This window comes from Bacillus sp. FSL M7-1020 (genome assembly GCF_038050415.1).
Taxonomy (GTDB): Bacteria; Bacillota; Bacilli; order Bacillales; family Bacillaceae_G; genus Bacillus_A; species Bacillus_A toyonensis.
The window spans coordinates 316,751-341,732 of record NZ_JBBOTW010000001.1 but is presented as its reverse complement, the minus strand read 5'-3'; the positions used below and the strand labels follow the sequence as shown (position 1 = coordinate 341,732).

At 35.8% G+C, this 24,982-nt stretch carries 23 protein-coding genes and 2 pseudogenes; 5 read left to right on the top strand and 20 right to left on the bottom strand.

The genetic code is table 11. The features are described from left to right. Positions 1-94 precede the first annotated feature (94 nt). The 11 genes and pseudogenes from MHB70_RS01675 to MHB70_RS01625 form a co-directional block, all read right to left on the bottom strand. Positions 95-314, bottom strand: a pseudogene (locus tag MHB70_RS01675) (hypothetical protein). Further along, complete coding sequence (locus MHB70_RS01670) at positions 283-1,827, bottom strand: glycosyltransferase family 2 protein (protein ID WP_001130012.1); 1,545 nt, start codon at positions 1,825-1,827, stop codon at positions 283-285. Before MHB70_RS01670 ends, MHB70_RS01675 begins: the two are co-directional and overlap by 32 nt. Then, a complete protein-coding gene (locus MHB70_RS01665) occupies positions 1,820-2,785 on the bottom strand; it encodes an NAD-dependent epimerase/dehydratase family protein (protein WP_000037048.1) in 966 nt (321 codons plus the stop codon). The genes MHB70_RS01670 and MHB70_RS01665 overlap by 8 nt, the downstream gene beginning before the upstream one ends. Then, a complete protein-coding gene (locus MHB70_RS01660; protein ID WP_000994258.1) occupies positions 2,782-4,026 on the bottom strand; it encodes a nucleotide sugar dehydrogenase in 1,245 nt (414 codons plus the stop codon). The genes MHB70_RS01665 and MHB70_RS01660 overlap by 4 nt, the downstream gene beginning before the upstream one ends. Continuing rightward, the gene (locus MHB70_RS01655) at positions 4,016-5,563 is read right to left on the bottom strand and encodes a glycosyltransferase family 2 protein (RefSeq protein ID WP_061529540.1); all 1,548 of its coding nucleotides are present in this window, start codon (positions 5,561-5,563) and stop codon (positions 4,016-4,018) included. The genes MHB70_RS01660 and MHB70_RS01655 overlap by 11 nt, the downstream gene beginning before the upstream one ends. A gap of 13 nt (positions 5,564-5,576) precedes the next feature. After that, positions 5,577-5,771, bottom strand: coding sequence for a hypothetical protein (locus tag MHB70_RS01650; protein ID WP_000899471.1), 195 nt, complete (start codon positions 5,769-5,771; stop codon positions 5,577-5,579). A 16-nt stretch (positions 5,772-5,787) separates the two neighbouring features. Further along, a complete protein-coding gene (locus tag MHB70_RS01645; RefSeq protein WP_000335537.1) occupies positions 5,788-6,189 on the bottom strand; it encodes a hypothetical protein in 402 nt (133 codons plus the stop codon). Positions 6,190-6,358: 169 nt separating this feature from the next. Next, positions 6,359-7,174, bottom strand: a complete 816-nt coding sequence (locus MHB70_RS01640; protein WP_000022135.1) for a hypothetical protein — start codon at positions 7,172-7,174, stop codon at positions 6,359-6,361. A 241-nt stretch (positions 7,175-7,415) separates the two neighbouring features. After that, a complete protein-coding gene (locus MHB70_RS01635) occupies positions 7,416-8,660 on the bottom strand; it encodes a serine hydrolase domain-containing protein (RefSeq protein ID WP_000371825.1) in 1,245 nt (414 codons plus the stop codon). A gap of 242 nt (positions 8,661-8,902) precedes the next feature. Then, on the bottom strand, positions 8,903-10,405 hold the full coding sequence (gene nagE / locus MHB70_RS01630; protein WP_061529534.1) for an N-acetylglucosamine-specific PTS transporter subunit IIBC: 1,503 nt from the start codon (positions 10,403-10,405) through the stop codon (positions 8,903-8,905). 141 nt (positions 10,406-10,546) lie between these two features. After that, a pseudogene (locus MHB70_RS01625) lies at positions 10,547-10,660 on the bottom strand (transcriptional regulator). A gap of 69 nt (positions 10,661-10,729) precedes the next feature. Here MHB70_RS01625 and glsA point away from each other — a divergent pair. Beyond that, positions 10,730-11,659, top strand: coding sequence for a glutaminase A (gene glsA, locus MHB70_RS01620; RefSeq protein ID WP_001149857.1), 930 nt, complete (start codon positions 10,730-10,732; stop codon positions 11,657-11,659). A 170-nt stretch (positions 11,660-11,829) separates the two neighbouring features. Next, positions 11,830-12,171, top strand: coding sequence for a DUF3969 family protein (locus MHB70_RS01615; RefSeq protein ID WP_000766598.1), 342 nt, complete (start codon positions 11,830-11,832; stop codon positions 12,169-12,171). Between the two features lie 113 nt (positions 12,172-12,284). Here MHB70_RS01615 and ytaF read toward each other — a convergent pair whose 3' ends face one another. Next, positions 12,285-12,896: a sporulation membrane protein YtaF gene (gene ytaF, locus MHB70_RS01610; RefSeq protein ID WP_000100716.1), complete on the bottom strand. Its 612-nt coding sequence runs from the start codon at positions 12,894-12,896 to the stop codon at positions 12,285-12,287. Positions 12,897-13,025: 129 nt separating this feature from the next. Between ytaF and MHB70_RS01605 the strand changes: the two genes are divergently transcribed. Further along, positions 13,026-13,679: a DUF1232 domain-containing protein gene (locus MHB70_RS01605; RefSeq protein ID WP_001123713.1), complete on the top strand. Its 654-nt coding sequence runs from the start codon at positions 13,026-13,028 to the stop codon at positions 13,677-13,679. Positions 13,680-13,935: 256 nt separating this feature from the next. Here MHB70_RS01605 and MHB70_RS01600 read toward each other — a convergent pair whose 3' ends face one another. The 3 genes from MHB70_RS01600 to MHB70_RS01590 all read right to left on the bottom strand — a co-directional run bounded on the left by MHB70_RS01600 (position 13,936) and on the right by MHB70_RS01590 (position 17,218). Beyond that, positions 13,936-15,258 (bottom strand): acetylornithine deacetylase, encoded by a 1,323-nt coding sequence (locus MHB70_RS01600; RefSeq protein WP_002037899.1) that lies wholly within the window; start codon positions 15,256-15,258, stop codon positions 13,936-13,938. A gap of 159 nt (positions 15,259-15,417) precedes the next feature. Continuing rightward, the gene (locus tag MHB70_RS01595) at positions 15,418-16,857 is read right to left on the bottom strand and encodes an amino acid permease (protein WP_000969264.1); all 1,440 of its coding nucleotides are present in this window, start codon (positions 16,855-16,857) and stop codon (positions 15,418-15,420) included. 106 nt (positions 16,858-16,963) lie between these two features. Beyond that, entirely contained in the window at positions 16,964-17,218 is a 255-nt protein-coding gene (locus MHB70_RS01590) for a biotin/lipoyl-containing protein (RefSeq protein ID WP_000859494.1), read from the bottom strand. 301 nt (positions 17,219-17,519) lie between these two features. On the opposite strand from MHB70_RS01590, the gene MHB70_RS01585 reads away from it, so the two are divergent. Further along, positions 17,520-18,923, top strand: a complete 1,404-nt coding sequence (locus MHB70_RS01585; RefSeq protein WP_000556687.1) for a sigma-54 interaction domain-containing protein — start codon at positions 17,520-17,522, stop codon at positions 18,921-18,923. A gap of 81 nt (positions 18,924-19,004) precedes the next feature. Next, positions 19,005-19,208, top strand: coding sequence for a hypothetical protein (locus MHB70_RS01580; protein ID WP_000063850.1), 204 nt, complete (start codon positions 19,005-19,007; stop codon positions 19,206-19,208). Positions 19,209-19,256: 48 nt separating this feature from the next. Here MHB70_RS01580 and truA read toward each other — a convergent pair whose 3' ends face one another. From truA to fumA, 5 genes are all read right to left on the bottom strand, one after another. Continuing rightward, positions 19,257-19,994, bottom strand: a complete 738-nt coding sequence (gene truA / locus MHB70_RS01575) for a tRNA pseudouridine(38-40) synthase TruA (RefSeq protein WP_000553129.1) — start codon at positions 19,992-19,994, stop codon at positions 19,257-19,259. A 56-nt stretch (positions 19,995-20,050) separates the two neighbouring features. Further along, positions 20,051-21,430 (bottom strand): 23S rRNA (uracil(1939)-C(5))-methyltransferase RlmD, encoded by a 1,380-nt coding sequence (gene rlmD / locus MHB70_RS01570; RefSeq protein WP_000615220.1) that lies wholly within the window; start codon positions 21,428-21,430, stop codon positions 20,051-20,053. A gap of 10 nt (positions 21,431-21,440) precedes the next feature. Further along, positions 21,441-22,304 (bottom strand): DNA-3-methyladenine glycosylase family protein, encoded by an 864-nt coding sequence (locus tag MHB70_RS01565; protein ID WP_000269448.1) that lies wholly within the window; start codon positions 22,302-22,304, stop codon positions 21,441-21,443. A gap of 59 nt (positions 22,305-22,363) precedes the next feature. Next, positions 22,364-23,146, bottom strand: coding sequence for a delta-lactam-biosynthetic de-N-acetylase (gene pdaA / locus MHB70_RS01560; RefSeq protein ID WP_000875966.1), 783 nt, complete (start codon positions 23,144-23,146; stop codon positions 22,364-22,366). A gap of 126 nt (positions 23,147-23,272) precedes the next feature. After that, a complete protein-coding gene (fumA, locus tag MHB70_RS01555; protein ID WP_000413539.1) occupies positions 23,273-24,793 on the bottom strand; it encodes a class I fumarate hydratase in 1,521 nt (506 codons plus the stop codon). Positions 24,794-24,982: the final 189 nt, after the last annotated feature.

The following is a 24,982-nucleotide window of genomic DNA, read 5'->3' as shown; positions in this document are numbered from 1 at the left end:
ACACTTAGAATACTACTTTTTTGCGAAAGTGAACGAAATAGTTGTGACATGTTTGTGAAATATTGAGCAAACTACTGTATGCATAGTGTTAACTTCACTCAAAAGTCTTTATAATTAACCCTTTCTTTAATTGTATTTTTTGGGTATCCTTATATACGAGTCCTATTTTGTAATATAAGAACAATACCCATTGTAGAGCTGTAATACTCTTATCTCCTAATCTGTTATAGTTTTTATAACGGAACAAAAAAGTGTACATATGTTGTACACTTTTTTTGTTACCTATAAAACATCTCTTTTTCTATTTCCATCATAGAATCCACCCCGACTGCCCTTTAATGCAATTAATTGCTCTAATCCTTCCATATGATCACCAATAATTCGAAGTACAGCTGGAGGATGTCCTATTTTTGCAAAATGTTCACTGGGACGAATACGGTTCATTTTATCAACCTCAACACGACTGACACATGCAATTTCGAATCCTGAAAGAACAGCTTTCACTTGCGCTACACAAGGTGACAGTAAAGATCTATATCCTATTGCTTTCAAACACGTCTTACTAAATGCATTAGGTACGGCAATAAGAGAGCCTACTCCTAAATCTTTTCTATCACAAGCTAAATTTAACGCATATTTAAATGCAGTTACGAGATGAAGTGGTACTCTTAAATCTAAATAATGATTTAGATCATTTAATGCGACATCTTGCCCATCTGCAATAGCTTTTGCAAAAGGATATAGCTCACTAGCTGGAATAACAAAATCACCGTCTATAAATAACACAATTTCTCCTTTTGCAAAATAAGTTCCAAGCGAACGCCCCACATCGTTTCCGAGTGCTTCTTTATATATAATTGTTGTTGCTCCTTTTTCTTTTGCAATTGTTGCCGTTTTATCTGACGAACCATTTACAACAACGATGATTTCAAAAGGTTCAATTTTACGAAGCTCCTCTATAACGTTTCCAATTGTTTTCTCTTCATCTTGTACAGGAATAATTACCGATAATTGCTTTCCTTTATACAAATTAGATGTAACGCCCCACCCTTGATAAAAATCTTCAAAATTTAAAGTATGATAGACACTCTCTCTTTTCCGATTTCCATCATAATATCCTCCACGCTCATCGCTGCCTATTATCCGCTCCGCTACAGCTTCTATATGGTCACCTATCATTCGTTTTTCAGCTTGTGCAAGATCTGTGCCATATGCTGCATGCTCGAGTGGCCGAAATTTATTCGGCGTAATGACGTCAATTGCACAATGACGACTAATTTTCCATTTACTTTGTGCTAAGCGTAAATGAGCTACAATAGGATTAACAAAACATTCATATCCAATACTTTGAACGACTTCTTTCGTCAACGCATGAGGTACAGATAATAAAGAATCAATTTTTAATTCTTCGCGCTCTAACATTGCATTTAATATTTGGCGCCATACTGTAACGGAATGTGGTTTTTGTTTTTTTAAAAATAATGCATCCAAATTATTTAAAACGATGTCAGCCTGATCATGTAAAATCGGATTAAGAAATAATTGCAATTTTGAAGTTTGAATAGCGAAATCTCCATCTATAAACAGTAATACATCACCTATCGCATGTTTTGCACCAACTGCGCGGCCAACGTCGTTACCAAGTGACTCTTTATTCTGAATTACTCTACATCCTAAACTCTCAGCAACCCCTTCTGTACCATCATTACAACCATTAGCTACTACAATAATCTCTACTGGATTGAATGGCTTTACCGATTTAATCACGTCTGAAATCGTATCCACTTCATTACATACGGGAATAATAACCGATAATGACTTAGCCATTGTTTTCTTCACGAAACCATTTAATAGTTTCTTTCAATCCTTGTTCCCACGTTATTGTCGCTTGAAATTGAACAAGTTCTCTTAATTTTGTTACGTCTGGTCTTCTATTTGGAATTTCCTCAAAACCATGTGGATATACTTTTTCAAAAGGAACTTGTACAATTTTTGAAGAAGAATTTGTTAGTTTTTTGATTACTTCTGCTACTTCTTTAATATTTTTTTCATTCTCAGAACCTATATTAATAATCTCACCATTTACATTCTCATCCATTGCTCGAATCGTTGCCTCTACTGCATCACTTACGTACGTAAAGCAACGTGTCTGCTTTCCATCGCCATATACGAGAATGTCTTCACCTTGCAAAGCCGCCCGGATAAATCGTGGGATTACCCCTGCATACGGACCATCTTTCGCTCTTGGACCATAAATATTAAAATAACGAACAATCGTTACCGGCAAACCTTCTAATGCGTATCCTAAACATAATGTCTCTTCTAACGTTTTACAAACTGCATAACTCCAGCGTATTTTAGAAGTTGCCCCGTATAATCGATCTCCTTCTTCAGAGAAAGGTGGCTTGCCCTTACCATATACTTCTGAAGTAGACGCAAAGACTACTTTTTTCTTGCCTTTTAATGCTGCTTGTAAAATGTTTCTCGTTCCATCAAAATTTGTTTCAATGAGTTCTATACTTTTTTCCATTGTCGTTTTAACACCTAATATTGCTGCCAAATGGAATACTACCTCGTGTTGATTTACTAATTCATCGATTGCCTTTTTGTCTAAAACACTGATTGGAATAACTGGAATCTCTTTCATTAACTCATTATGATATTTATTTTTCCCTTTATAGAAGTTATCCACAATTGTGACTCCATAACCTCTTTTCACTAATTCTTCAGCTAGATGTGATCCAATAAATCCTGCTCCACCTGTAATTAAACATTTCTTACTCATGCACTCACCTTCTTTATAATTCCACGTGTATCGATTACTCGCTTTATTCTTTTAAAAAGCTCCCAATCGATATTAGAGTGATCAGTTAAAATTAATATACAATCTGCTTGTTTAACCTTTTGTTCATCCAAGGAAACAGATTGATACACCCTATCTCCAATTTCCGCAGAAGAAATATATGGATCATGGTATTCTATCTCGTATCCTTCTTTTATTAGTAATTGAATAATTGGCAATGCTGGTGATTCTCTCAAATCATTTACATCTTTCTTATACGCAATCCCTACAATTAAAACCGTTGCGGGTGATTGCACCATGCCTTTTACCTTTCCGACTATTTTCTCTGGCATTTCTTCATTAATTACATGTGCCGCCTCAATTAATTGACTAATAGCCCCATTTTTCTTTATTCTCCATTGAAAATATAAAGGATCTACAGGAATACAATGTCCTCCTATTCCTGGTCCTGGCCAATACGGAGTAAATCCAAACGGTTTTGTAGATGCAGCTTCAAGCGCCTCATAAAAATTAATATTCAAACTTTCACATAGCATATTTAACTCATTTACTAACGAAATGTTAACTAAGCGCTGAATATTTTCAAATAGCTTACACATCTCCGCTACTTTTGGAGAACTAACAGGAACAACTACATCGAAGATAGTGCTATACAAATCCTGTACCTTTTGTTTACATTGTTCTGTTTGTCCACTAATAACCTTTGGAATCGATTGAACTGAATATTGACTATTTGCCGGATCAATTCTCTCCGGTGAATAACCAATATAATAATCCACTCCTACCTTTTTACCAGTTTGAGAAATAATAGGAATGATAACTTCCTCAAGTGTACCTGGATATGTGGAGCTTTCAAAAATGAAGGTTTGTCCTTTTTGAAGGTTTTGTTGTATATAATGCGAAGCTGAAATGAGAGCACTTAAATCCGGTTCTCTTTGCTCATTAATTGGAGTCGGGACAGTAACAATAACATAATCACTCTTTTGGAACTCAGTAACACCTTTATCTGGTGTATTTACTAGTAAGCTTTTTTTAGTTAATAAACTTTGTAACTCTTTAGAAGAAACATCTGGAATATAACTTTCTCCTTTTATAATCGATTCTATTTTCCTAGTATCTTTATCTAGTCCAAGTACTGTATGTCCTCTTTCTGCGAAATGGACCGCTAAAGGAAGACCAACATACCCTAATCCAATAATAGCTACTTTACTACTAGCATTCATCTGTATTCTTTTCTTCCTTTCTCAATTGTTGAATAATATCTCTATCCCGTTCTCCATCTGTAAAACTCCCGCGTTCGTCTGTATATTGTAATAGATAAGCAATCGCCTCAAGTTGATCACCGAAAATACGGTCAAATGCTGGAATACGTCCATTAACAAATCCATGTTGCTCTGGGCGTACTCGATTTGTTTTTATAACATCTACAAATTGTACTGCTGTAATAGAGAATCCCTCCAAAATAGCTTTCATTTGAGCTAATGGCGGGATAATGAGAGAGTAATATCCAATTTTATCTATTACCTTCTTATGCATAGCATGTGGCACTGCCGTTAGTGAGTTATTCCATAAATCTGGTCGTTTCGCTACTAAATTTACAAAGTATTTTCCCATACTAATTGGATCCGCGGGATGAAACATATCTAATAAACATTGCAAATCATTTAATGCCATATCACTCCCATCTTCAATAGCATGCAAAAAGGGAGTTAGTTTTTTTGCCGGAATAGCAAAATCACCATCAACAAATAAACAAATATCAGCTGTAGCATGCATGGCTCCTATCGCTCGCGCTACATTATGTCCAAGCGCCTCCCCGAATTCAACAACAATAACATTCTCTAGCTGTGCCTGTTTAATAGTCTCGATATCCGCTCCATTCGCAACAACAATAATTTCATCTACTCCTGCTTTTTTCACTTCTTGTATAACAGATTTTATAGTCATCTTTTCTTCTGACACTGGTATAATCGCACTATATTTCGCTTTTTCCTTCTTTAATACAGCTGGTTTATATTTCCCTATAAACTCTCTATCTCTGTTTCCTTCCGAAAAACCACCGCGTTTACCATATATTTCAATTACATATTGCAAAGCACGTAAATGATCACCCATAATACGACTAGTCGCTTTCGGATAAGGAGAACCAGGTGATGTTCCCGTATGCACAGGACGAACCTTATTTGTATGAATTACATCGACCGAAGCCATATCGACAATATCTACTCCTCTAGACATCGCCATCGCTTGAAATAATGCTGGATCTGCTAAATTCCACCACCCAAGTTTCTCAATAACTTCCCTACTCATCGCATGTGGAATTGCGATTAAAGATCCAACAACAAGCTCCTTTTTATTCAAATAGCGATTCAGCATGAATTTTCCAACTGTCGTATAATGTGGTCTCATCTTTAAATAAACCGACCATGTTAAATTATTCACAACAATTTGGTGCCCCTGCCGAATCCCTTTCACGAAACATTGTAACTCTTTACTCTCAATAACAATGTCACCATCTAAAAACAAGACAATTTCACCTTTTGCTTCTCTTGCTCCAATTGCCCGTCCCACATCATTGCCAAGAGAATGTTTATAATAAATCACATGACAATGATGTTGTATTGCTATTTCTTTCGTCCCATCTGTCGATCCATTATCTACTACGATAATTTCATACGGCTTCAGCTTCTCCACTTCTACTAAAACTTGAGATAACGTACTTGCTTCATTATGCGCCGGAATAACAACTGATACTCTCATACTTGTATCACGCTTACCCTTCCAAGCGAACATAGGCAATAATAGGAGTACGCACAATTACATCTTCCGGTGGTCCATAGGAAGGAGAAGTACGAACACTTACTGCCCCGTCTGTCACAGATAAAAGAATGCCTGCAACAATTTCTACAGCTGTCACAACTTGCACTAACTCACCAACATGGTTACGCAGTTCATCAGTAAATAACATATATAACTCTCCTTTCTTACACTTCTTTAATTGATATAATACTTGTAAATGGTAATAAAACTTCAGTTCCTATTCCTTCTTGCAGTATTAAGAAATCGTCGCCAACTGCTACAATAACACCTGTTAACTGCCCAACCGTCACAGTAATTTCGACGTTTTTACCTAAATATTGCTTTGCAATTTCTTTAAACGGTGATGTATTACATTCTTTTAAAATGTTACAAATAATCGATTGAAATTGACTTGATTTAATAAATTCTTCTGTAGCTTGCTTAGAATTTCTTTGAATAAATCTCGCAAAATTTTGCGAAAATAAAAGTCGTTCCACAGCAGGCAGTAACTTGTCATCTAAAAAATAACCTAATTGTCTATTAAACAGTCGGGATAATTTATGCCAATATTTTCTGAACAGACACATACACTTCTCCTCCTATTTATTTTTAAAATATAAAAAATACATTCATACATCTTAATGTATACAAAGCAGGCTTTTTATGTGATAGGTAAGACATACATTTTTCAAAGAAACAAGAATTTTTAACTAAATAAAAAAGATAGACGGTATCCCATCTATCTTTATAAGTATTTTAATTTTTAATTGTAACAATGGCAGCTGTACTGTAATAAACCGCTCGTGGTAATTCTGCCTGTTCACTGATAGAAGCTGTAACAAGAGAACCACCGCTTGCCGAAAAATACTTAACAGCTTCTAACGGAATACCATCTTCTTTCACATCAATATGCGTGCCATCTCGCCAGTCTATTTTCTGCATTGTTGCTGAAAGGTCCCCAGTCACTTTACCAAATTCTTTACCATCCACCCCTAAAAAGATCCATTCCCATTTTGTTAAACTTAGTACTTGTTTCAACTCCCCAATTTTCTTTCCATCCATATTCGAAAAAATATAGAAGTTGCGTACTCCCATATTCTTTTGAACACGCAACAATCTTTCTCCTGAGTGATTATATAAATAAAATTGTTGCTTATGTAGTCCCTTAAAAAGAAAAGAGAGTACAGCTTGCCATACACTTTGAATAACAAAATCATACTCTTCTTTTAAAAAACCTACTGTATTTCCTTCTAATCCAAAGTACGTTATTACTTGAAATATCCCTACCTCTTTCCGAACAACAAATTTTTGTTGCTCAAGTAATTCAGAAGTCTCTATATTATAATTTTCCTGTTTAAGTATTTTTGATCTTCGTTTTTCTATAAAGCTATATATTAATAATCCAATTGCTGGTAGTAAAATACCTATTAATTGCAGATTGTCTTTCTCTGAAGTGAATAGCATCCCTTTTTTATATTCCATCACTAATCCAATTGCAACGATAATCCATACAATGACAGATACAAAAAAAATACGTTTCGCATTACGTGCGTGATGCTTATGTATACTCATATCCCGTCCCCTTTTCCATTTATCCCGCTATTTGCCGGGCAGTAAGACCCACACTTCAAAATTCGGCGAAAGCAAAGAAGTTAGGTCGGTGATCGACTGTCCGTAAAAGCCCGATTGGTGAAGGCTAATAATCAGTGGGGGATGAAGAAAACCCCCACTGATTAAAGTTTCACTTTATTTCATTATCCCATTGCACATACACTTCCTCAAGAAAAAAAGACTATCCAAAAAAGACAGTCATTTACACTTCAATATTTCGTAACATCGTATAAATATCGTTATTCACTTTACCAAATGATTTAATGTTATTTTGAATGTTAGATAATAAAACAACATATACACTACCATTTTTACTAAAACCATTTAAACAATTCCAACCTGGCATTACACCATGATTTGAATAGCTTCCTGGATCTACATACCAGCCAAATCCGTAATCTTTTTTCACAGCAGTAAACATTTGATTATAACTCTCTTTTGAAATTAATTTTCCAGAGAAGAGTGCTTCATTAAATAAATATAAATCATGTGCGCTCGTATATATATCACCACAACCATATAGTTGTGACATGCTCGGAATATTAGGTGTTGTCATATTGTTATTCACTATTTTATAACCCGTTGATGGGAATCTTGTTTGTTCCAACGCTGTACCAAAACCAGAATGTTTCATACCCGCGGTCGCAAAAATATGCTGTTTTATATATTCTTCGAGCGACTGTCCACTTACCTTCTCAGCAATGTAAGCAAGTATAGAATAGTTTGAATCAGAATACTTCCATTTCTCTCCCGGACTCCCAATACGCTTTTGCTTTCCTATTCGTTTGATCAATTCTTCATGAGAAATATCCTCTGTCCCCTGCTCATACTCTGGAATTCCTGATGTATGTGTTAATAGATGTTTTAACTGTATGCTATTACCTTGAGGAAAGTCTGGAATATACTTTGTAACTGTATCCTCTACTTGTAACTTATTTTGATCTTTTAATTGCATAATAGCAGTCGCTACAAACGCTTTTGAAATAGAACCAATATAAAAAGTCGTCTCTGAATTATTCGGCACTTGATTCTCTTTATTAGCCATGCCGTATCCTTTATTCACAAGAACTTTCCCATTCTTCACAATAACAGCTGTTCCACTAAATCCCATGCTCTGTAAATATTGATCCAATTGAGCATTTTCATTAATTTCTTGAGGTGGTCCCTCAGCAGGCTTCTCCACAGCTTGCGCTTGCTTCACTTGTTCTTCCTGCTCTTTTTGTTTTTGTGCTTCTTGCTTCTTTTTTTCTTCTTCTTTCTTTTTTAGCTCTTCTTGTTTTTTCATTTCTGCTGCCGCTTTTAAAGTTTCCTCTTTCTTATTAAGCGCAACAATTTTTGTATACATGAAATATACAAGTGATAATAGTAAGACGAGAATGATTGTTCTTTTTATGTATACAATCGGCCGACGTGCTTTCCCATTTGCATTATTTTTTTCCTGATCCATGATTGCCTTTTTCCCCTTATTTACCGATAATTTACTTTTAATTTCCACCTATATTTTGGATAATCTATTCTATAACATCACTACTTTATCACGCACTGTACATATAACCAACCTATATGTACAAAAAAGAAAAAGAAAATTTACAAAAGTAAGATTCCCGTTAAATTTTTAACATAAAAAAAGAGGATATCCTCTAAAAACTGATATTATCAGTCTTTTTGGATATCCTCTTATTTAATTATTTATACGTGTTTTTTCATATCATCGGCAACAGATTCAACATTTGTACCTACGATAACTTGTACACTTGTGTTACTTAATTTCATAACACCTTTCGCACCCGCACGTTTTAATGCAGCTTCGTTTACTTGACTAGCATCTTTCACTTGTAAGCGTAGACGTGTTGCACAGTTATCAATAACTGTTAAGTTGTCTTTTCCACCTAAAGCTGCTACGTAAGTTTCACCAATTGAACCTGCAACTGGTGCATCACCCTCTTCAGCTAACTCATCTTCATCTTCACGACCAGGAGTTTTCAAGTCAAACTTCTTAATTAAGAAGTAGAATACTACAAAGTAAATTACTGCGTAAATTAAACCGATTCCCGCTAGCAATACTGGTTTCGTTGCAATACCAAAGTTTAAGAAGTAATCAATTGCACCGGCACTAAATGTGAAACCATCGTGAATGCCAAGTGATGTTGTTACGAATAAAGAAATACCTGTTAACACGGCATGAATACCATATAATACTGGTGATAGGAACATGAATGAGAATTCAATTGGTTCTGTAATACCAGTTAAGAATGAAGTCAATGCTAGGCCACCTAACATACCTGTAACCATTTTACGTTTTTCTGGTTTAGCAGCTGCAATCATTGCGAAACATGCTGCTGGTAAACCGAACATCATAACTGGGAAGAAACCAGTCATAAACATACCTGCTGTCTTATCCCCTGCAAGGAAGCGAGCAATATCACCATTTACAACGTTACCTGCTGCATTTGTAAAGTCACCAAATACGAACCAGAAGTATGTGTTCATTACATGGTGTAAGCCAATTGGAATTAATAGACGGTTTAATAAACCAAATAGACCTGAACCAACTGCACCTAAATTAACAATTCCATGAGCCAATGCATCGATGCCATTTTGAATTGCTGGCCAAATTTGTGCGAATAGAATTCCTAATATTAGCATCACAACCGATGTAACAATCGGAACGAAACGTTTTCCAGCAAAGAAACCTAACCATTCTGGAAGTTTAATCTTATGGAATTTATTATAAAGGAATCCTGCTATAACGCCGACAATAATACCACCTAAAACTTTCATATCCACTTTAGTCGATAATTCGGCGGCCTTAGATACTTGTGTCATTGTATCTGCCAGCTTAGATGGATCTATATTTGCGCTATTACCTATTAAATCTTGAACTTTACCTAATTTATCTTGTAATTCTACAGTAGAATATCCCTTACTAAGTGCATCAATACTGTTTTTCATAACCAGATAACCAATTGCACCTGCAAGACCTGCTGCACCACTACCATCAACTGAAAGACCGATTGCAATACCAATTGCAAAAATAAGTGCTAAATTATCAAAAACCGCTGCGCCGGCCTGTGCCATAACAGGAATATCAAATACATCTGGTTGCCCTAAACGAAGCAATAATCCTGCTGCTGGTAGTACGGCAATTGGAAGCATTAGCGCTTTACCAATACGTTGTAAAAACTGCAACATTTTAATTCCCCCTATCAAATTTATGAAATCGTTATCATTATAAGTACGCTTTAGAAAACGCTTTCTATTTACATAACCATAATAACATATAGTTGTATAGATGTGTAGTTTTTATTTCCGAACTTTTTATGGATAAGTTTTCTATTTCCAAACTGTTATATAAAAGGGGAATTCTCCTCTTTTATTACAGAATAATCTAAACTAAAGACCCACTATAGAACATGTAACTTTCGTTTTATCATTCCACTTTTTCATGTTATTATTTATTTCCGAGCATATCGGGAAAAGTAAACTTAGTTAATTCGAAATAGGAGCGGTGGTACTATGCAGTGCATTGAAACAAACAACTTACAACAGTTGTTAGAACAAGTAAAACCATATACGAAAAAAGGAAAACTTGCTACTTATATCCCCGAACTAGGAAATGCAAATCCAGACGATTTAGGGATTGCCATTTTCCATAAAGAAACAGAATATATCCATGCTGGTAACTCACAGACATTATTTACTCTTCAAAGTATTTCCAAAGTAATTACACTTGCACTTGCACTTTTAGATCGCGGTGAAGAATATGTATTTTCTAAAGTTGGAATGGAACCAACTGGTGACCCATTCAATTCTATTATTAAGTTAGAAACGACAAGCCCATCTAAACCTCTTAATCCAATGATTAATGCGGGAGCATTAGCTATCACAAGCATGTTAGCAGGACAAGATAACGAAGAAAAAATGGAGCGTATCCTTCATTTTGTACGGGAAATAACAGATAATCCTACTATTAATTATTCTTCTAAAGTTGCCAATTCAGAATTAGAGACGGCTTACTTAAATCGTTCACTTTGTTACTATATGAAACAAAATGGAATTATCGATTGTGATATTGAGGAACTTATGGATTTATACACTCGTCAATGTGCAGTTGAAGTAAACTGTATTGATTTAGCACGTATTGGTTTAATTTTTGCAATGGACGGATATGATCCATATAAGAAAAAACAAATTATCCCTAAACATATTACGAAAATCTGTAAAACATTTATGGTTACATGCGGTATGTATAACGAATCTGGTGAATTTGCAATTCGTGTTGGTATCCCTGCAAAAAGCGGTGTAGCTGGTGGTATTTTCGGTTGCGTAAAAGGCGAGTTGGGTATCGGCATTTTCGGGCCAGCTTTAGATGCAAACGGAAATAGTATCGCTGGTTTTAAAATTCTTGAACTTCTTTCTGCTCAAGAAGGTTGGAGCATTTTTTAATTGGGCGGTATCCTGCTAATATAGCAGGATTTTTTTACGGAAAATTCATTGTTACTGGTCATCAATATCCTTACAAAAACAGTACTGAAAGTTTCTCTTTATTATGCATATTTGCTCCCCCCTCCTGAATAGTATAGTACAACCTAGCGCTATATGTGGAGGTGTAAAAGATGAAACTAATATTTCAAATGGCGAAACAACCTGTTCTTGAAAAAACAATTGTTCTTTTTATATTGAGTATTGTAGAAAGCTTAAAGCTAAAAGTTGTTTCACTCGACGAAGCTCACCGATACATATTCAATTTAGAAGTACTTGAACTATTAATGGATCGAAACATCGATGATCAAGTACTAGAGCTTATACATTTCGGAATGGGACTCGAAGATATTCATCATGTACTCCCTGAAGAACTTGAGCATAGTATTGAGGAACTAAAATGGCTTTGTATCCAAGTTTTAAGTGAATATAGTATGCACGAGGAATCGGAACAATTAATTGAAGATATACGCTAAAAAGCACCTTTGTAGGTGCTTTTTATGTTTATTAAGAAATAAATATCCGATGTCGATATATGAAATTTATTCAAGTATTTCCGAGGAAATGCTCGAACATTGCCTTTCTATGTTTACAACAACTGATCTATCCCAATAAGAATTAATAATACGCCTGCAATTACCGTCGCCCATTTCCCTAAGTATTCCGCTAAAAATCGTTTTCCTATATATGAAAAGCCACTAATACAAATGAAACTAAACACCCCAGAAATACATGCCGTAAGCCACAGATTCAAATTTGTTACTCCAGCATCAAACCCACCTGCAATATTATTAATAGATAATGCCACCCCTAAAACAAGAGCCTCAGAAAAACTAATTGTTTTCGATCCATCAAAATCTGCTTTTTCTGGATCACGTAAAATCCCCAAAAGTACACTACCATCTTTAGATTCTATGGTGTCCTTTTTACTCAAGAAAGGCTGACATAAAATAAACACTCCGATTATCCCTAAAACAATTGCTCCAATCAGGTTTGCTGTAAACTCTGAAATAAATAATGCAATCCAATTCCCCAAAAAACCAGCTAATAAAGTAAATAAAAAACCAAAAAATGCGATGATAAAATTGTTAAACCACGAAATACGAATTTTACGAATGCCATATGCAATCCCAACACCTGCATTATCTAAATTAGAAGCAATTCCGATTAAAAGAATTGAAAATATACCTGCCGTACTCATAAACAGTCACCCCTTTTTCTCACTTCTCAATGCATATTATGAAAATGTTGAGCAACTGTGCCTGTCTGTTTCATATACTTGTAATAAATGCTCAACATTTTTTCAACAATAAAAAGGGGTGCCTTCACTATGCCTAAAGAAAACCCAAACGATCGTCTTGGTAAATTAATCAAAAAGCTTTTAAAAGAACGTGCCTTATCCATGCGCCAACTAGGAATACTTACAAATATTGATCCAGCAACAATCTCAAGAATTATGAATGGTAAACAACAACCAAAACAAAAACATCTACAAAAATTTGCAGAATGTCTGCAAGTTCCGCCTCAATTGTTATTTGATGAAATGTATCCTAATTCTCCTCACATAAATAAAGAAAAGACGGATATGTATACATCTCTTGATACAATTCAGCAAACTTTACAATCCTCTAACTTATTCGACTTCGATTACACAACAACTCGCGTAAAACAAGAACTTGAAACTTATGAACGCTATGCTCAAACAACAGAAGGTGAAAAACGTATTCATGAAAGTTTTTCAAGCAAGTTAGAACAGATTGATAGTGCAGGCCCTTTCATTGAACAATTAACAGATATGTATCAACAATTTTGTAATGAAACCATTTCAAAAGAAGAACGTGCAATTCTTGGGGGTGCATTACTGTATTTCATTTTATCGACAGACATTATCCCCGACTATCTCTTTCCAATTGGCTATTTAGATGATGCAATTGCTGTTGAATTAGCAAAAGAGAAATTAATTGAACTAAAACGAAAGACATAGAAAAATAAAGTAAAACTTTAATCAGTAGGGGTTTTGTTCATCCCCCACTGATTATTAGCCTTCACCAATCGGGTTTTTATGGGCCGTTGATCTCCCACCTAACTTCTTTGCTTTCCCTGAATTTTGAGGTGGGGGGCTTACTGCCCGGCGAATAGCGGGATAAAAAACTATTTCAGCTGTTGTTTAAGTTCAACTCTGAAATAGTTCACTAAAAAATCGTACAAGTTGCAGACCCGTACGATTTCAATATACAAATCTATTTTTTCGTATGACACCATTCATATATGAACGCCGTTATTACTTTTGTAAATTCAATTAACTGTTCAACTTCAACTTTCTCATTTACAGAATGGGCCTCTTCTAGTGTACCTGGCCCATAAATAATGGCGGGGATATGAAATTCACTAAACCACCCACCATCCGTTACTGTTGCAGACATATCTAAAATTGCATTTTTAGATAAAATAGATTCATGTACCGCACTAAGAGTTTTTACAGCTACATGTTCACTATCTACTTCTAAAGAAGGAAAAATTTCACCACGATCCACAATCATCGACTCTCCGCCCCACTTAAATTGCGGTGGATTTTCACTTAACCATGGATCAGCAGCTGCTACTTTTCTTATATACGCTTCTATTTCTTCTATTATTTGTTCATGCGTTTCGTTTGGATAGAAGTGTACTGTTATCCACAATCGGCACTCATCAGCAATAAACGCTGCATGCCGGCCACCTTCAATAACAGCTGGATTAATTGTTGTTGTTCCCGATGGATAGCCTTCATACGTTTTCATGACTGCCCAGTGGCGCTCCAGTTCTTGTAAGCTTTGCACAATTTTCATCATTTTTTCAATTGCACTCGCTCCAAATAGACGTCCTCCGGCATGAATCATTTGTCTACGTGTTGCATCATGAAACGTTCGCGGGCTTTTCACAGTAATCCATCCAGTAATTACGCCCCCCTGTCCTTGCATATGTAAATTGCTCGTATCCACTACGACTGCAAAATCAGCATCATAACCACGTTTACAACATTGAAGTGTTCCTGCTTCTCCTACTTCTTCTCCAATTACTGATTGAAATATTAGATCACCCGGCAATTCAATTCCCGCTTCTTCTAAAAGCTGAATAGCAAATAAGGATCCAGCTAATCCACCTTTCATATCTGCCGCGCCTCTTCCAACTAACCAGTCGTCTTTTATAAACGGCTCAAACGGATTTGTTTCCCATGCCTCATCTATCGACACTTCAGCTACATCCATATGTCCATTAATAATAAGACTTTTATATGTCCCGCTTTCCGTCCCTTTTTTTACACCAACAACGTTCGGGTCATTCGGATATACATCCCATTTATCAATACTAAAATTTCGTTTTCTTAGAAAATCTGCAACAAATTCTTGTGCTTCATTTGTATTTCTCGCTGGTGGCGCTGGTGTTTCAAAACGAATTAATGTTTTTGTAAGTTCGAGCAATTCCTCTTTCCTTGAATCTATTTGTTTTAACAACTGCGAAATTTCTGGATTCATCGCTAATTCCCCTTTGCATACGTAGTATGTTTCCAGCTTTATTTTCACAAAAAAAGAGACTGTTTACAATTTTACAGTCTCTAAATGACTCACTATTATAAAGTGAAACTATAATCAGTGGGGAGGTTCATCCCCCACTGATTGTTAGCCTTCACCAATCGGGCGTTTACGGGCAGTTTATCTCCAGCCGAATTTTGAAGTGGAGTTTTACTGCCCGTTAATGCGGGGTAAACTTTCTAATTCAGTTGTGTTTGTCTTTTCAATATGTTCTACGCTACTTCTCTTATTTCTGGTAGCGCGATAAAACAGTAAACAAACAATCATAAATGGAATACCACAATATAAAGCCATTCTTTGTTCAGGAATAAAAGCCATGCCAACAATTACTGTTAAATTTAATACTAACGCAAGAAGTGGAACAAATGGATACAATGGTGTTTTAAATTTCAAATCCTTAATATCTCCGCCCTGCTTTACGTATGTCCTTCTAGCTAATAAGTTAGATAAAGCAATCGATGCCCAAACTAATATTGCTCCGAACCCTGCAATTGAAAGAAGCCATAAATAAACTGTATCTTCCGCATAAATACCTGATAATAATGAGAGGCATCCTACAATCGTGCTTACAATCAACGCATAAATAGGAACACCGTTTTTAGATAACTTACCAAAAATCGGGCTAATCATTCCTTGATTAGACATAGACCATAGCATACGGGAAGTTGCATATAATCCTGAATTCGCAACCGATAATACCGCTGTAATAATAACAAAATTTATAATATCAGCCGCATAAGGAATACCAATTTTATCAAATACGACTACAAATGGACTTTCTATTACGCCTGCTTGCTGCCAAGGAAATAGTCCTGCAAGAATAAAAATAGATAGTACAAAGAAAACGAGTATGCGCCAAACTGTATTATTAATTGCCTTCGGGATCGTTTTCTCTGGATTTTCACTCTCACCAGCTGCAATTCCAACTAGTTCTGTTCCTTGGAAAGCAAAATTAACTGCAATCATTGTAATTAAAATTGCTGATAATCCATTTGGAAACAACCCTCCATAATCAGTAAAACTAGAAAACATCGGTGCTGGTTCGTTTCCTTTCATATCTAGAAAACCGAACATCGCTGCCCCGCCCAAAATAATAAATGCAATGATTGTAATTACTTTAATACTTGCAAACCAAAATTCAACTTCCGCAAAACTTCTTGAAGATAACGCATTAATAGCAAAGAGCAGTACTGCGAACACTACACACCAAATCCATGACGGTACATCGGGAAACCAGCGTTTCATCAAAATACTAACTGCAATTAATTCAATGCCTATCGTAGCAGACCAGTTTAGCCACGACATCCAGCCGACTACATAACCCGCTGCAGGCGAAATGTGCTTTGTTGCATACGTTTGATAAGATCCTGCATCAGGCATTGCAACCGCTAACTCTCCTAGACAGAGCATCGTTAAATACATAACAAACCCGCCAACAAGATACGCTATAATCGCTCCTCCAGGTCCAGCTTCATGAATTGTATAACCAGATCCTAAAAAAAGACCCGTACCAATAACCCCTCCGAGTGCAATCATAAATATGTGCCGACTTTTCAATTCCCTTTTTAATCCTTGGCTTTGATCCATCACATAAATCCCCCCTTTTCATTTTTTAAAACCCATTAATTGTAAGCGCTTTTAAAACTCTTCATCGTAAAATTAATTATTAAAAAGTGCAAAATACATATCACTTATATTAATCACTACCTGTTATTAAAAGGTCATCCCTTACTGTTATTAATAGTTTTTGATCAGCGATAGCTTGTCCTTCTACCACTTCTAAAGATTCGATATAACCACTGATGCCTACCTTAATTTCTACTTTCTGTTTATCTATCGTTTCAATTAACGCTAATTTCTCCCACTCATATACGTAAGAACTTTCAGTAACAAATAATTTCTCTACTTTCCCGTAACAAGGACTATACACGCCTTCTATAACCGTCTTCACTTAATAAATTCCTCCTCTTAATTAATTTGCACTGAAATGTCGCATACCCTATGAAAAGTTCTAATTCATCCACTCCTTTCATTTAAAGATTTCAATTATTATTTATGCAAGATACGTACCAACCTCAATATCTATATAAAAATTAAGATTTCGTACAAAAAAATCTACATAACCGCAAAATTTTTCTATCATTTAAAAAGTTTTGAAAGAAAATAGCAAAAAAATTTTGCGATTTTATGAGAATTTTAATAAAATTATAAAAAGTCAGTCTTCATAGGGTGAAACGAGGAGAAGATGATACATGCATACAGAAGAAATTAATTTTAAACAAATTATTGAAATGAATGCGCTATATGAAGCTTTACTCAATGAACTCGATATCGGGATTCATATTATTAATGAGGAAAGTAAAACGATTATCTATAACCGCAAAATGATGGAAATTGAATCAATGAACCGCTTAGATGTGCTATATAAAAGTCCCTTAGAGGTATTTGCATTTGAAGAAAATAAAAATAGTACTCTTATAGAGGCATTAAAATTTGGAAAAACAAAAAAAAATATAAAACAAACGTATTTTAACAATAAAGGACAAGAAATTACGACGATTAACGATACTTTCCCTATAATAGAAAATGGAAAAATTAAAGGTGCTATTGAAATTTCAAAAGAGATTAGTCACTTAAAGCAACCAATAAAAATGAGCCCTTCTCGAAAACAAAATACTAAATTCACCTTTGACCACATAATTGGTGATTCTGGAGCTATTCAATCAATCATTGCAGAAGGAAAGAGGGTAATTCGTACATCCTCATCTATACTTCTTGTAGGAGAAACAGGGACTGGCAAAGAACTATTTGCACAAAGTATACATAATGAAAGTCAGCGTTCAACAAAACCGTTTATTTCACAAAATTGTGCAGCTATACCTGATACCCTAATGGAAAGCTTATTATTTGGTACGAATCGAGGTGCCTTTACAGGAGCAATAGATAAATCTGGTTTATTTGAAGAAGCAAATGGTGGGACTTTGTTGTTAGATGAAATCAACTCATTAAGCCCAACGCTTCAAGCTAAGTTACTACGGGCTATACAAGAAAAAACAATACGAAGAATCGGAGGCGCACAAGAAAAAGAAATTGATGTTCGTATTATAGCAACTATTAATGAAGACCCTCTTGAAGCTATTGCACACAATCGGTTAAGAGAAGATTTATATTACCGATTAAGCGTCGTTACTTTATGTCTTCCACCTTTACGGGAACGAAAAGAAGATATTCCAGCTCTTGTTCAGCACTTTATCGAAAAGTACAATATTCAATTCGGGCTCAGCGTAACGGATGTAGATGTACATGTAAGAGAATTCTTTTATGTATACGATTGGCCCGGAAACGTACGAGAATTGGAACATATAATTGAAGGTTCAATGAACTTAATAGAAGATGAAAATATCATTACAGCGTTTCATATACCCACTCACTTTCGCGAACGAATAAAAAAAGAATTCAATATGCAACCTTCACTAACTAATTACAATGCTGATACACCTAAAACTTTAAAGCACACGATAGAAGAAATAGAAAAAAACTACATCACTCAAATTCTTAAAGAGAATAATGGTAATATCTCACAAGCAGCAAAATTTTTAGGATTGAGTAGACAAAACTTACAATATCGAATTAAAAAACTTCATTTACAAATATGAAATGAACCTTTCTCCAATCGTAGAAAAATTGGTAAAATGTGTTAAACTAAACATATAACATGCTAGAAAGGGGCGATATATATGAGTAATGATAAAAAATTAAAGTTAATACAATACTTATACTTTTTCCCTACTATTCTCTGTATGATGTTATTCATTAATGCCGATGTAAGCAGCTCTCCTTATGCAAAGCTATTAGGAACAATTTTCGGCTCCTTTGCAGCTATTATGCTTGCTGCTTTTTGGAATTTGAAAATACGTATGAAGAAAGAGAAATCTTCTTAACAGCAAAACATAAAAAAATCGAGCCTACACAGCTCGATTTTTTACTGATTAAAACTCAACACTCTCCAAATACAAACCACTTGCCTCAGCAAGACAATTAATTTGATTGCGCTGTTTTTCCTCTAAAATGTTCGGAATTGCTTCAGCATCTAATTGTCCTAATCCAACTTCAATTAATGCTCCAACAATTTTTCGCACCATATTATGAAGGAAGCCGTTACCACTTACTCTAATTTGTACAAATCCTGCCTCTTCAGAAACCTCAAGCGTATATACTTCTCGAACCATAGACTTTTTCTTAGATTTTGCATTTGAAAAAGCAGTAAAATCATGTGAACCAACTAAATGTTTCGCAGCTTTTTTCATGCTTTCCACATTTAATTTTTTATTCACGTGCATGCTGTGTTTACGCATGAATGGGTTCGTATGCTCTTCATTCCAAATCTTATAAAGATATGTTTTCGCCTTAGAGTTGTAACGAGCATGGAAACGATCTGGCACTTCTTCCACACTTGTAATACTAATATCATTTGGTAAATATTGATTTAAATACTTTTTCACTTTATGTTCCACTAACTTCTCATCACTCTTAAAGTTAGCCACTTGATTCAAAGCGTGTACACCAGCATCCGTTCTACTACAGCCGATAATTTCAATTTCTTTCCCGACCATTTCAGATATGACACTCTCAATTTTCCCTTGAATCGTATTATCATTATTACCGAGACGTTGCCACCCTTTATAACGCGCACCGTCATACTGAATCGTTAATTTATAATTGTGCATAGTATTCTCCTTCATAGAAAATATTCCCTCATATCGTGAGGGAATATGAATAAACTTTACTTTTTAACAAGTCTTACTACATTTTCTACATGAGCTGTATGTGGGAACATATCAACTGGCTGCACATATTCCACTTCATAACTCTTCATTAATGCATTCACATCACGTGCTAACGATGAAGGATTACAAGATACGTACACAACTCGTTTCGGCTGTACTTTTAAAATTGTTTCCAATAATTTATCATCGCAACCTGTACGTGGTGGATCGACAACAATTACATCTGGACGCCATCCTTCTTTTACCCACTTTGGTAACCATTGTTCAGCTTTGCCTGCTTCATACTTCGTGTTTGTAAATCCGTGACGTTTCGCATTTTTTCTTGCATCTGCAATCGCTTCTGGAATTACATCCATACCACGTACTTCCGCCGCATCATTCGCAAGCCAAAGACCAATTGTACCAACACCACAGTACGCATCTACAATTTTCTCATTCCCTGTTAAAGCAGCTGCTTTTTTCGCTTCATCATATAAAACAACCGTTTGCTCTGGATTCAGTTGGAAGAATGCACGTGCTGATAATTCAAATGATAAATCACCAAGTGTTTCTTGAATTACTTCTTTTCCAGCTAATTTAAATGTTTTGTCGCCAAAAATAACAGATGTTTTACGCCAGTTTACGTTTTGCATAATTGATTTAACAGCTGGCATCTGTTTTTGTACTTCTGCAATAAATTGTTCTTTATTTGGCAGTTCTTCTTTTGTTGTAATAAGTGTAACTTGTACTTCCCCTGTTTGAACTGCAGTACGTGTTACAATTGTGCGTACTAAACCTTTTTGTTTTTTCTCATTGTAAATAGAAACATTTAGTTTTTCTAATATACGTCTTACAACTTTTGTCGCTTCATTCGTTGCTTTATGTTGAATCATACAATGGGCAATATCAATTAACTGATGTGAGTTTTGTTTATATAACCCTGTAATAACTTTCTCGTCTTTACGCCCCACTTGTAATTGACTCTTATTACGATAATGCCATGGATTTTCCATACCAAGCGTCGGACGAATTTTCTCTTCCAAAGTGTTATTCATGTACTTCTCAAATGCTTGTACAACGATATCACGTTTTTGATTTAATTGTTCTTTATAATCTAAATGTTGTAGCTGACAGCCACCGCACTCCTCATATACTGGACATGGCGCTTTCACACGATGTGGTGAAGCTTTACGAACCTTTTTCACTTTCGCTTCAGCGAAGCCACGCTGAATTTTCGTTGTCTCAGCAACGACTTCTTCTCCTGGTAATGCCCCTGGAATGAAAACAACTTGTCTCTTAAAATAACCAACGCCTTCTCCGTTAATCCCAAGACGTTTAATTGTCACAGGAAACGTTTGACCAACTTCCAACTTACTCTCATGTTGCTTTTGTATCATGATTACACCTCTACTCTATACTTTTCCATAAATATAACGCTGCATAACTGCAGTATGGTTCACACTCTTGTTTCACGTTTTCTAAAAATGCATCATCAGGTTTATCATCTAATTGAAATACACCTTGCACTGCACGCTGAATCCCAATGTCCGCTTTCGGAAACATATTTTTCCGCCCAAGCCCAAACATTAAAAAGTTTTGCACTGTCCATGCACCAATTCCCCTAATTGGCAACAATTGTGCTGAAACTTCTTCTTCCGTCCCAGTTTCTATACTCGCTAAATCTAATGTACCACGGGCAATACGTTCTGCTAATCCTACTATATATTCAGCCTTTCGCTGACTAAACTTCTGCTCTCTCAATTCTTCTATTGAAATATTTGCTACTATTTCCGGAGTAGGGAAAAAGAATACACCGTTCTTCTCTGTTCCATACCGTTTCACAAATTGTTCTGTTAGCACAGTAGCAAATTTCAAATTTATTTGTTGGTGAATGATACAGCGAAGAAGACAAGCAAAATAATCAAATTCTAAAATAATTGGAGTATAAGCATATGTTTCAAATAGTGGACGTAATGATGTGTTTAAAAAATGATTTTGTATATCTTGAAACGGTTCATTCCAATGAAAAATGGCCCTCATTCGTTTCATGACTTTCTCCGGATCTCCTGTCTGACTAGAAATCCAAAACTGTGGATTTTGAACAGTACCAATCCCTTGCAAGCGAACAACAACCTGTTCCTCGTCTATACAAAGCGGGACATAAATGACTTTCTCATCTAATTGAATGACGTTGAGAGGATCAAAAGATAAACGTTTTAATACTTCTTCAAAATGATACGGATACTCTAACGTAACATGTTCGCTCCACATACGTTTCCCCATCCTTTTTACACATCATTATAGCATGAGAAAACCGCAAGCATACATGCTTACGGTTGATTGCTTTTCACTAAGTCATCTAGACTTTTAAAATGATACCCTTTCTCGCGCAAATCATCAATGATTTTCGCAAGTGCTTCTGCATTATCTTTTGATATTGCATGAAGTAATAAAACAGATCCTGGATGAATCATCGTCATTACATTGTTATGCGCATATTGCCACCCTCTTTGCTGATCCACTTTCCAATCAAGAAATGCAAGTGACCAAAATACATTATAGTAGCCCATTTCTTTCGTAAGAGCTAATGTTCTTTCACTAAATACGCCGCGCGGAGGACGTACATATTTCACTTCTTTTTGCCCTGTTACTTTTTTTATTTCCTCTGTTACACTCGTTAATTCTTCACGAAGTTTTGCATCGTTTACTGCTGTAAAATCTGGGTGACTCCAAGAATGATTCCCAATAATATGCCCTTCATTTTTCATTCGTAACAACAAATCTTTTTGGGTTTTAATATAATGCCCTGTTACAAAGAAAGTGGCTGGTACCTTCTTCTCTTTTAATACATCTAAAATCTGGCCTGTATAACCATTTTCATATCCATTATCAAATGTTAAATAAATATCTTTTTTCTTCGTATCCCCTAAATAAAATCCGCCATTTTTTTGTAGCAATTCTGTATAAAGTTTCCCTGCATCTGGTACTATTTCATTTTTAGGACGCGGAATTCCCCAGTTATGTGGAGTGTTTGTATAAGCCAATGTTGAAACTGGAACAAGTGCCATCATAATTGAAAAAATGAGACCTATATATAACCATTTATATTTCATAAATAGTCTCCTTTCCATATATAATCGTACCTGTAGTTTCTGTTTCTCTGCTTTCTTTCATGCTGAACATGTTTTTCTATATATACCAAAAAAATGCACCTCGAATCATTCGAGGTGCATTTTTGTTTACTTAAATACTGGCTCTTTAAAGCTCGCTAATTTTTCAAGCGATGTTTTATCAACATCAGCATGTAAACTATTACCATGAGAGTCCATCGTTACAACTGCTTTAAAACCTTCAATACGTAAATGCCACATTGCTTCTGGAATACCAAATTGTAAGAAATCAACATCTTTCACTTCTTTAATACATTCCGCATAATATTGCGCCGCACCACCAATTGCGTTTAAGTACACGCCGCCGTGTTCTTCTAATGCTGCTAATGTTTTTGCACCCATGCCGCCTTTACCAATTACAGCACGAATACCAAATTTCTTCATAATATCCCCTTGGTATGGCTCTTCACGAATACTTGTCGTTGGTCCTGCTGCTTTAATTTGCCAATTGTCATTCTCGTCTTTCACTACAACTGGACCACAGTGATAAATAACTTGTCCATTTAAGTCTACTGGACAATCGTTATCCATTAAATGTTTATGGATTGCATCACGACCTGTATACATCATGCCATTAATTGTTACAACATCACCAACGCGAAGTTCACGAATTTGCTCTTCTGTAATTGGTGCTTGCAATACAATTTCACGTTGCTCTGTTTTTTCTTGCACTTCTTGCTCCAGTGTATCGTCGCCTTCTTGATATAGCCAATCCATAATTTCTCCTGTTTCAGGATGGATTTTTACACCAAGGCGGCGATATGCCCAACAATTATACGCAACAGATACGTAGAAGCTAGCTGGCAGGCGATTATATACGCCAATTTTACAACCAAGTAAAGTTGTTTCTCCGCCGAATCCCATCGTACCAATGCCAAGCTTATTCGCATTTTCTAATACATATTCTTCAAGTTTTTGTAACTCTGGTACAGGATTGATGTCATCTAATGTACGGAATAATTGATTTTTCGCTAATTCGTAACCTGATGTTCGGTCTCCCCCGATACCAACACCAATTACACCTGCACTACATCCTTGACCTTGTGCTTGATATACAGCATGAAGAAGGCATTTACGAATTCCTTCTAAATCACGGCCTGCGCGTCCAAGTCCTTCTAATTCACACGGTAAGCTATATTGAATATTTTTATTCTCACAACCGCCGCCCTTTAAAATTAAACGTGCATCAATATAATCTTTTTCCCATTGCTCAAACTTAATAACTGGTGTACCTGGTCCTAAATTGTTTCCACTATTGTCTCCAAAAAGAGAATCAACAGAGTTGGGACGAAGTTTACCATCTTTTGTCGCCCGCTCAAGCGCACTATAGATAGCTTCCTTCAGTTTTAATTGATTCACACCAACTGGTGTATAAATTTTAAAAGTTGGCATCCCTGTATCTTGGCAAATCGGCGAGATGTTATCATCTGCCATTTTAATGTTATTCGTAATTGTGCCAAGTGCCATCGCTGAACGAGTCCCTGCGTTTTCTCGCTCTTTCGCTTGTTGAATCGCACGACGAACATCTTTCGGTAAGTTCGTTGACGTTTCAACAACTAGTTGATACATGCTTTCTTGAAGCTTTTCCATTGTTACTTCCCCCTCAATTGTGAACGCTACCAAAACGTTACGAGATGAAAATTCCATCGTTATACTCTTCAGCCCTTTATTTATCCCGCATGAACGGGCAGTAACACTCCCACCTCGAAATTTGACTAGAGCAAAGAAGTTAGGTTGGAGCCCTGCTGCCCGTAAACGCCCGATTGGTGAAGGCTAATA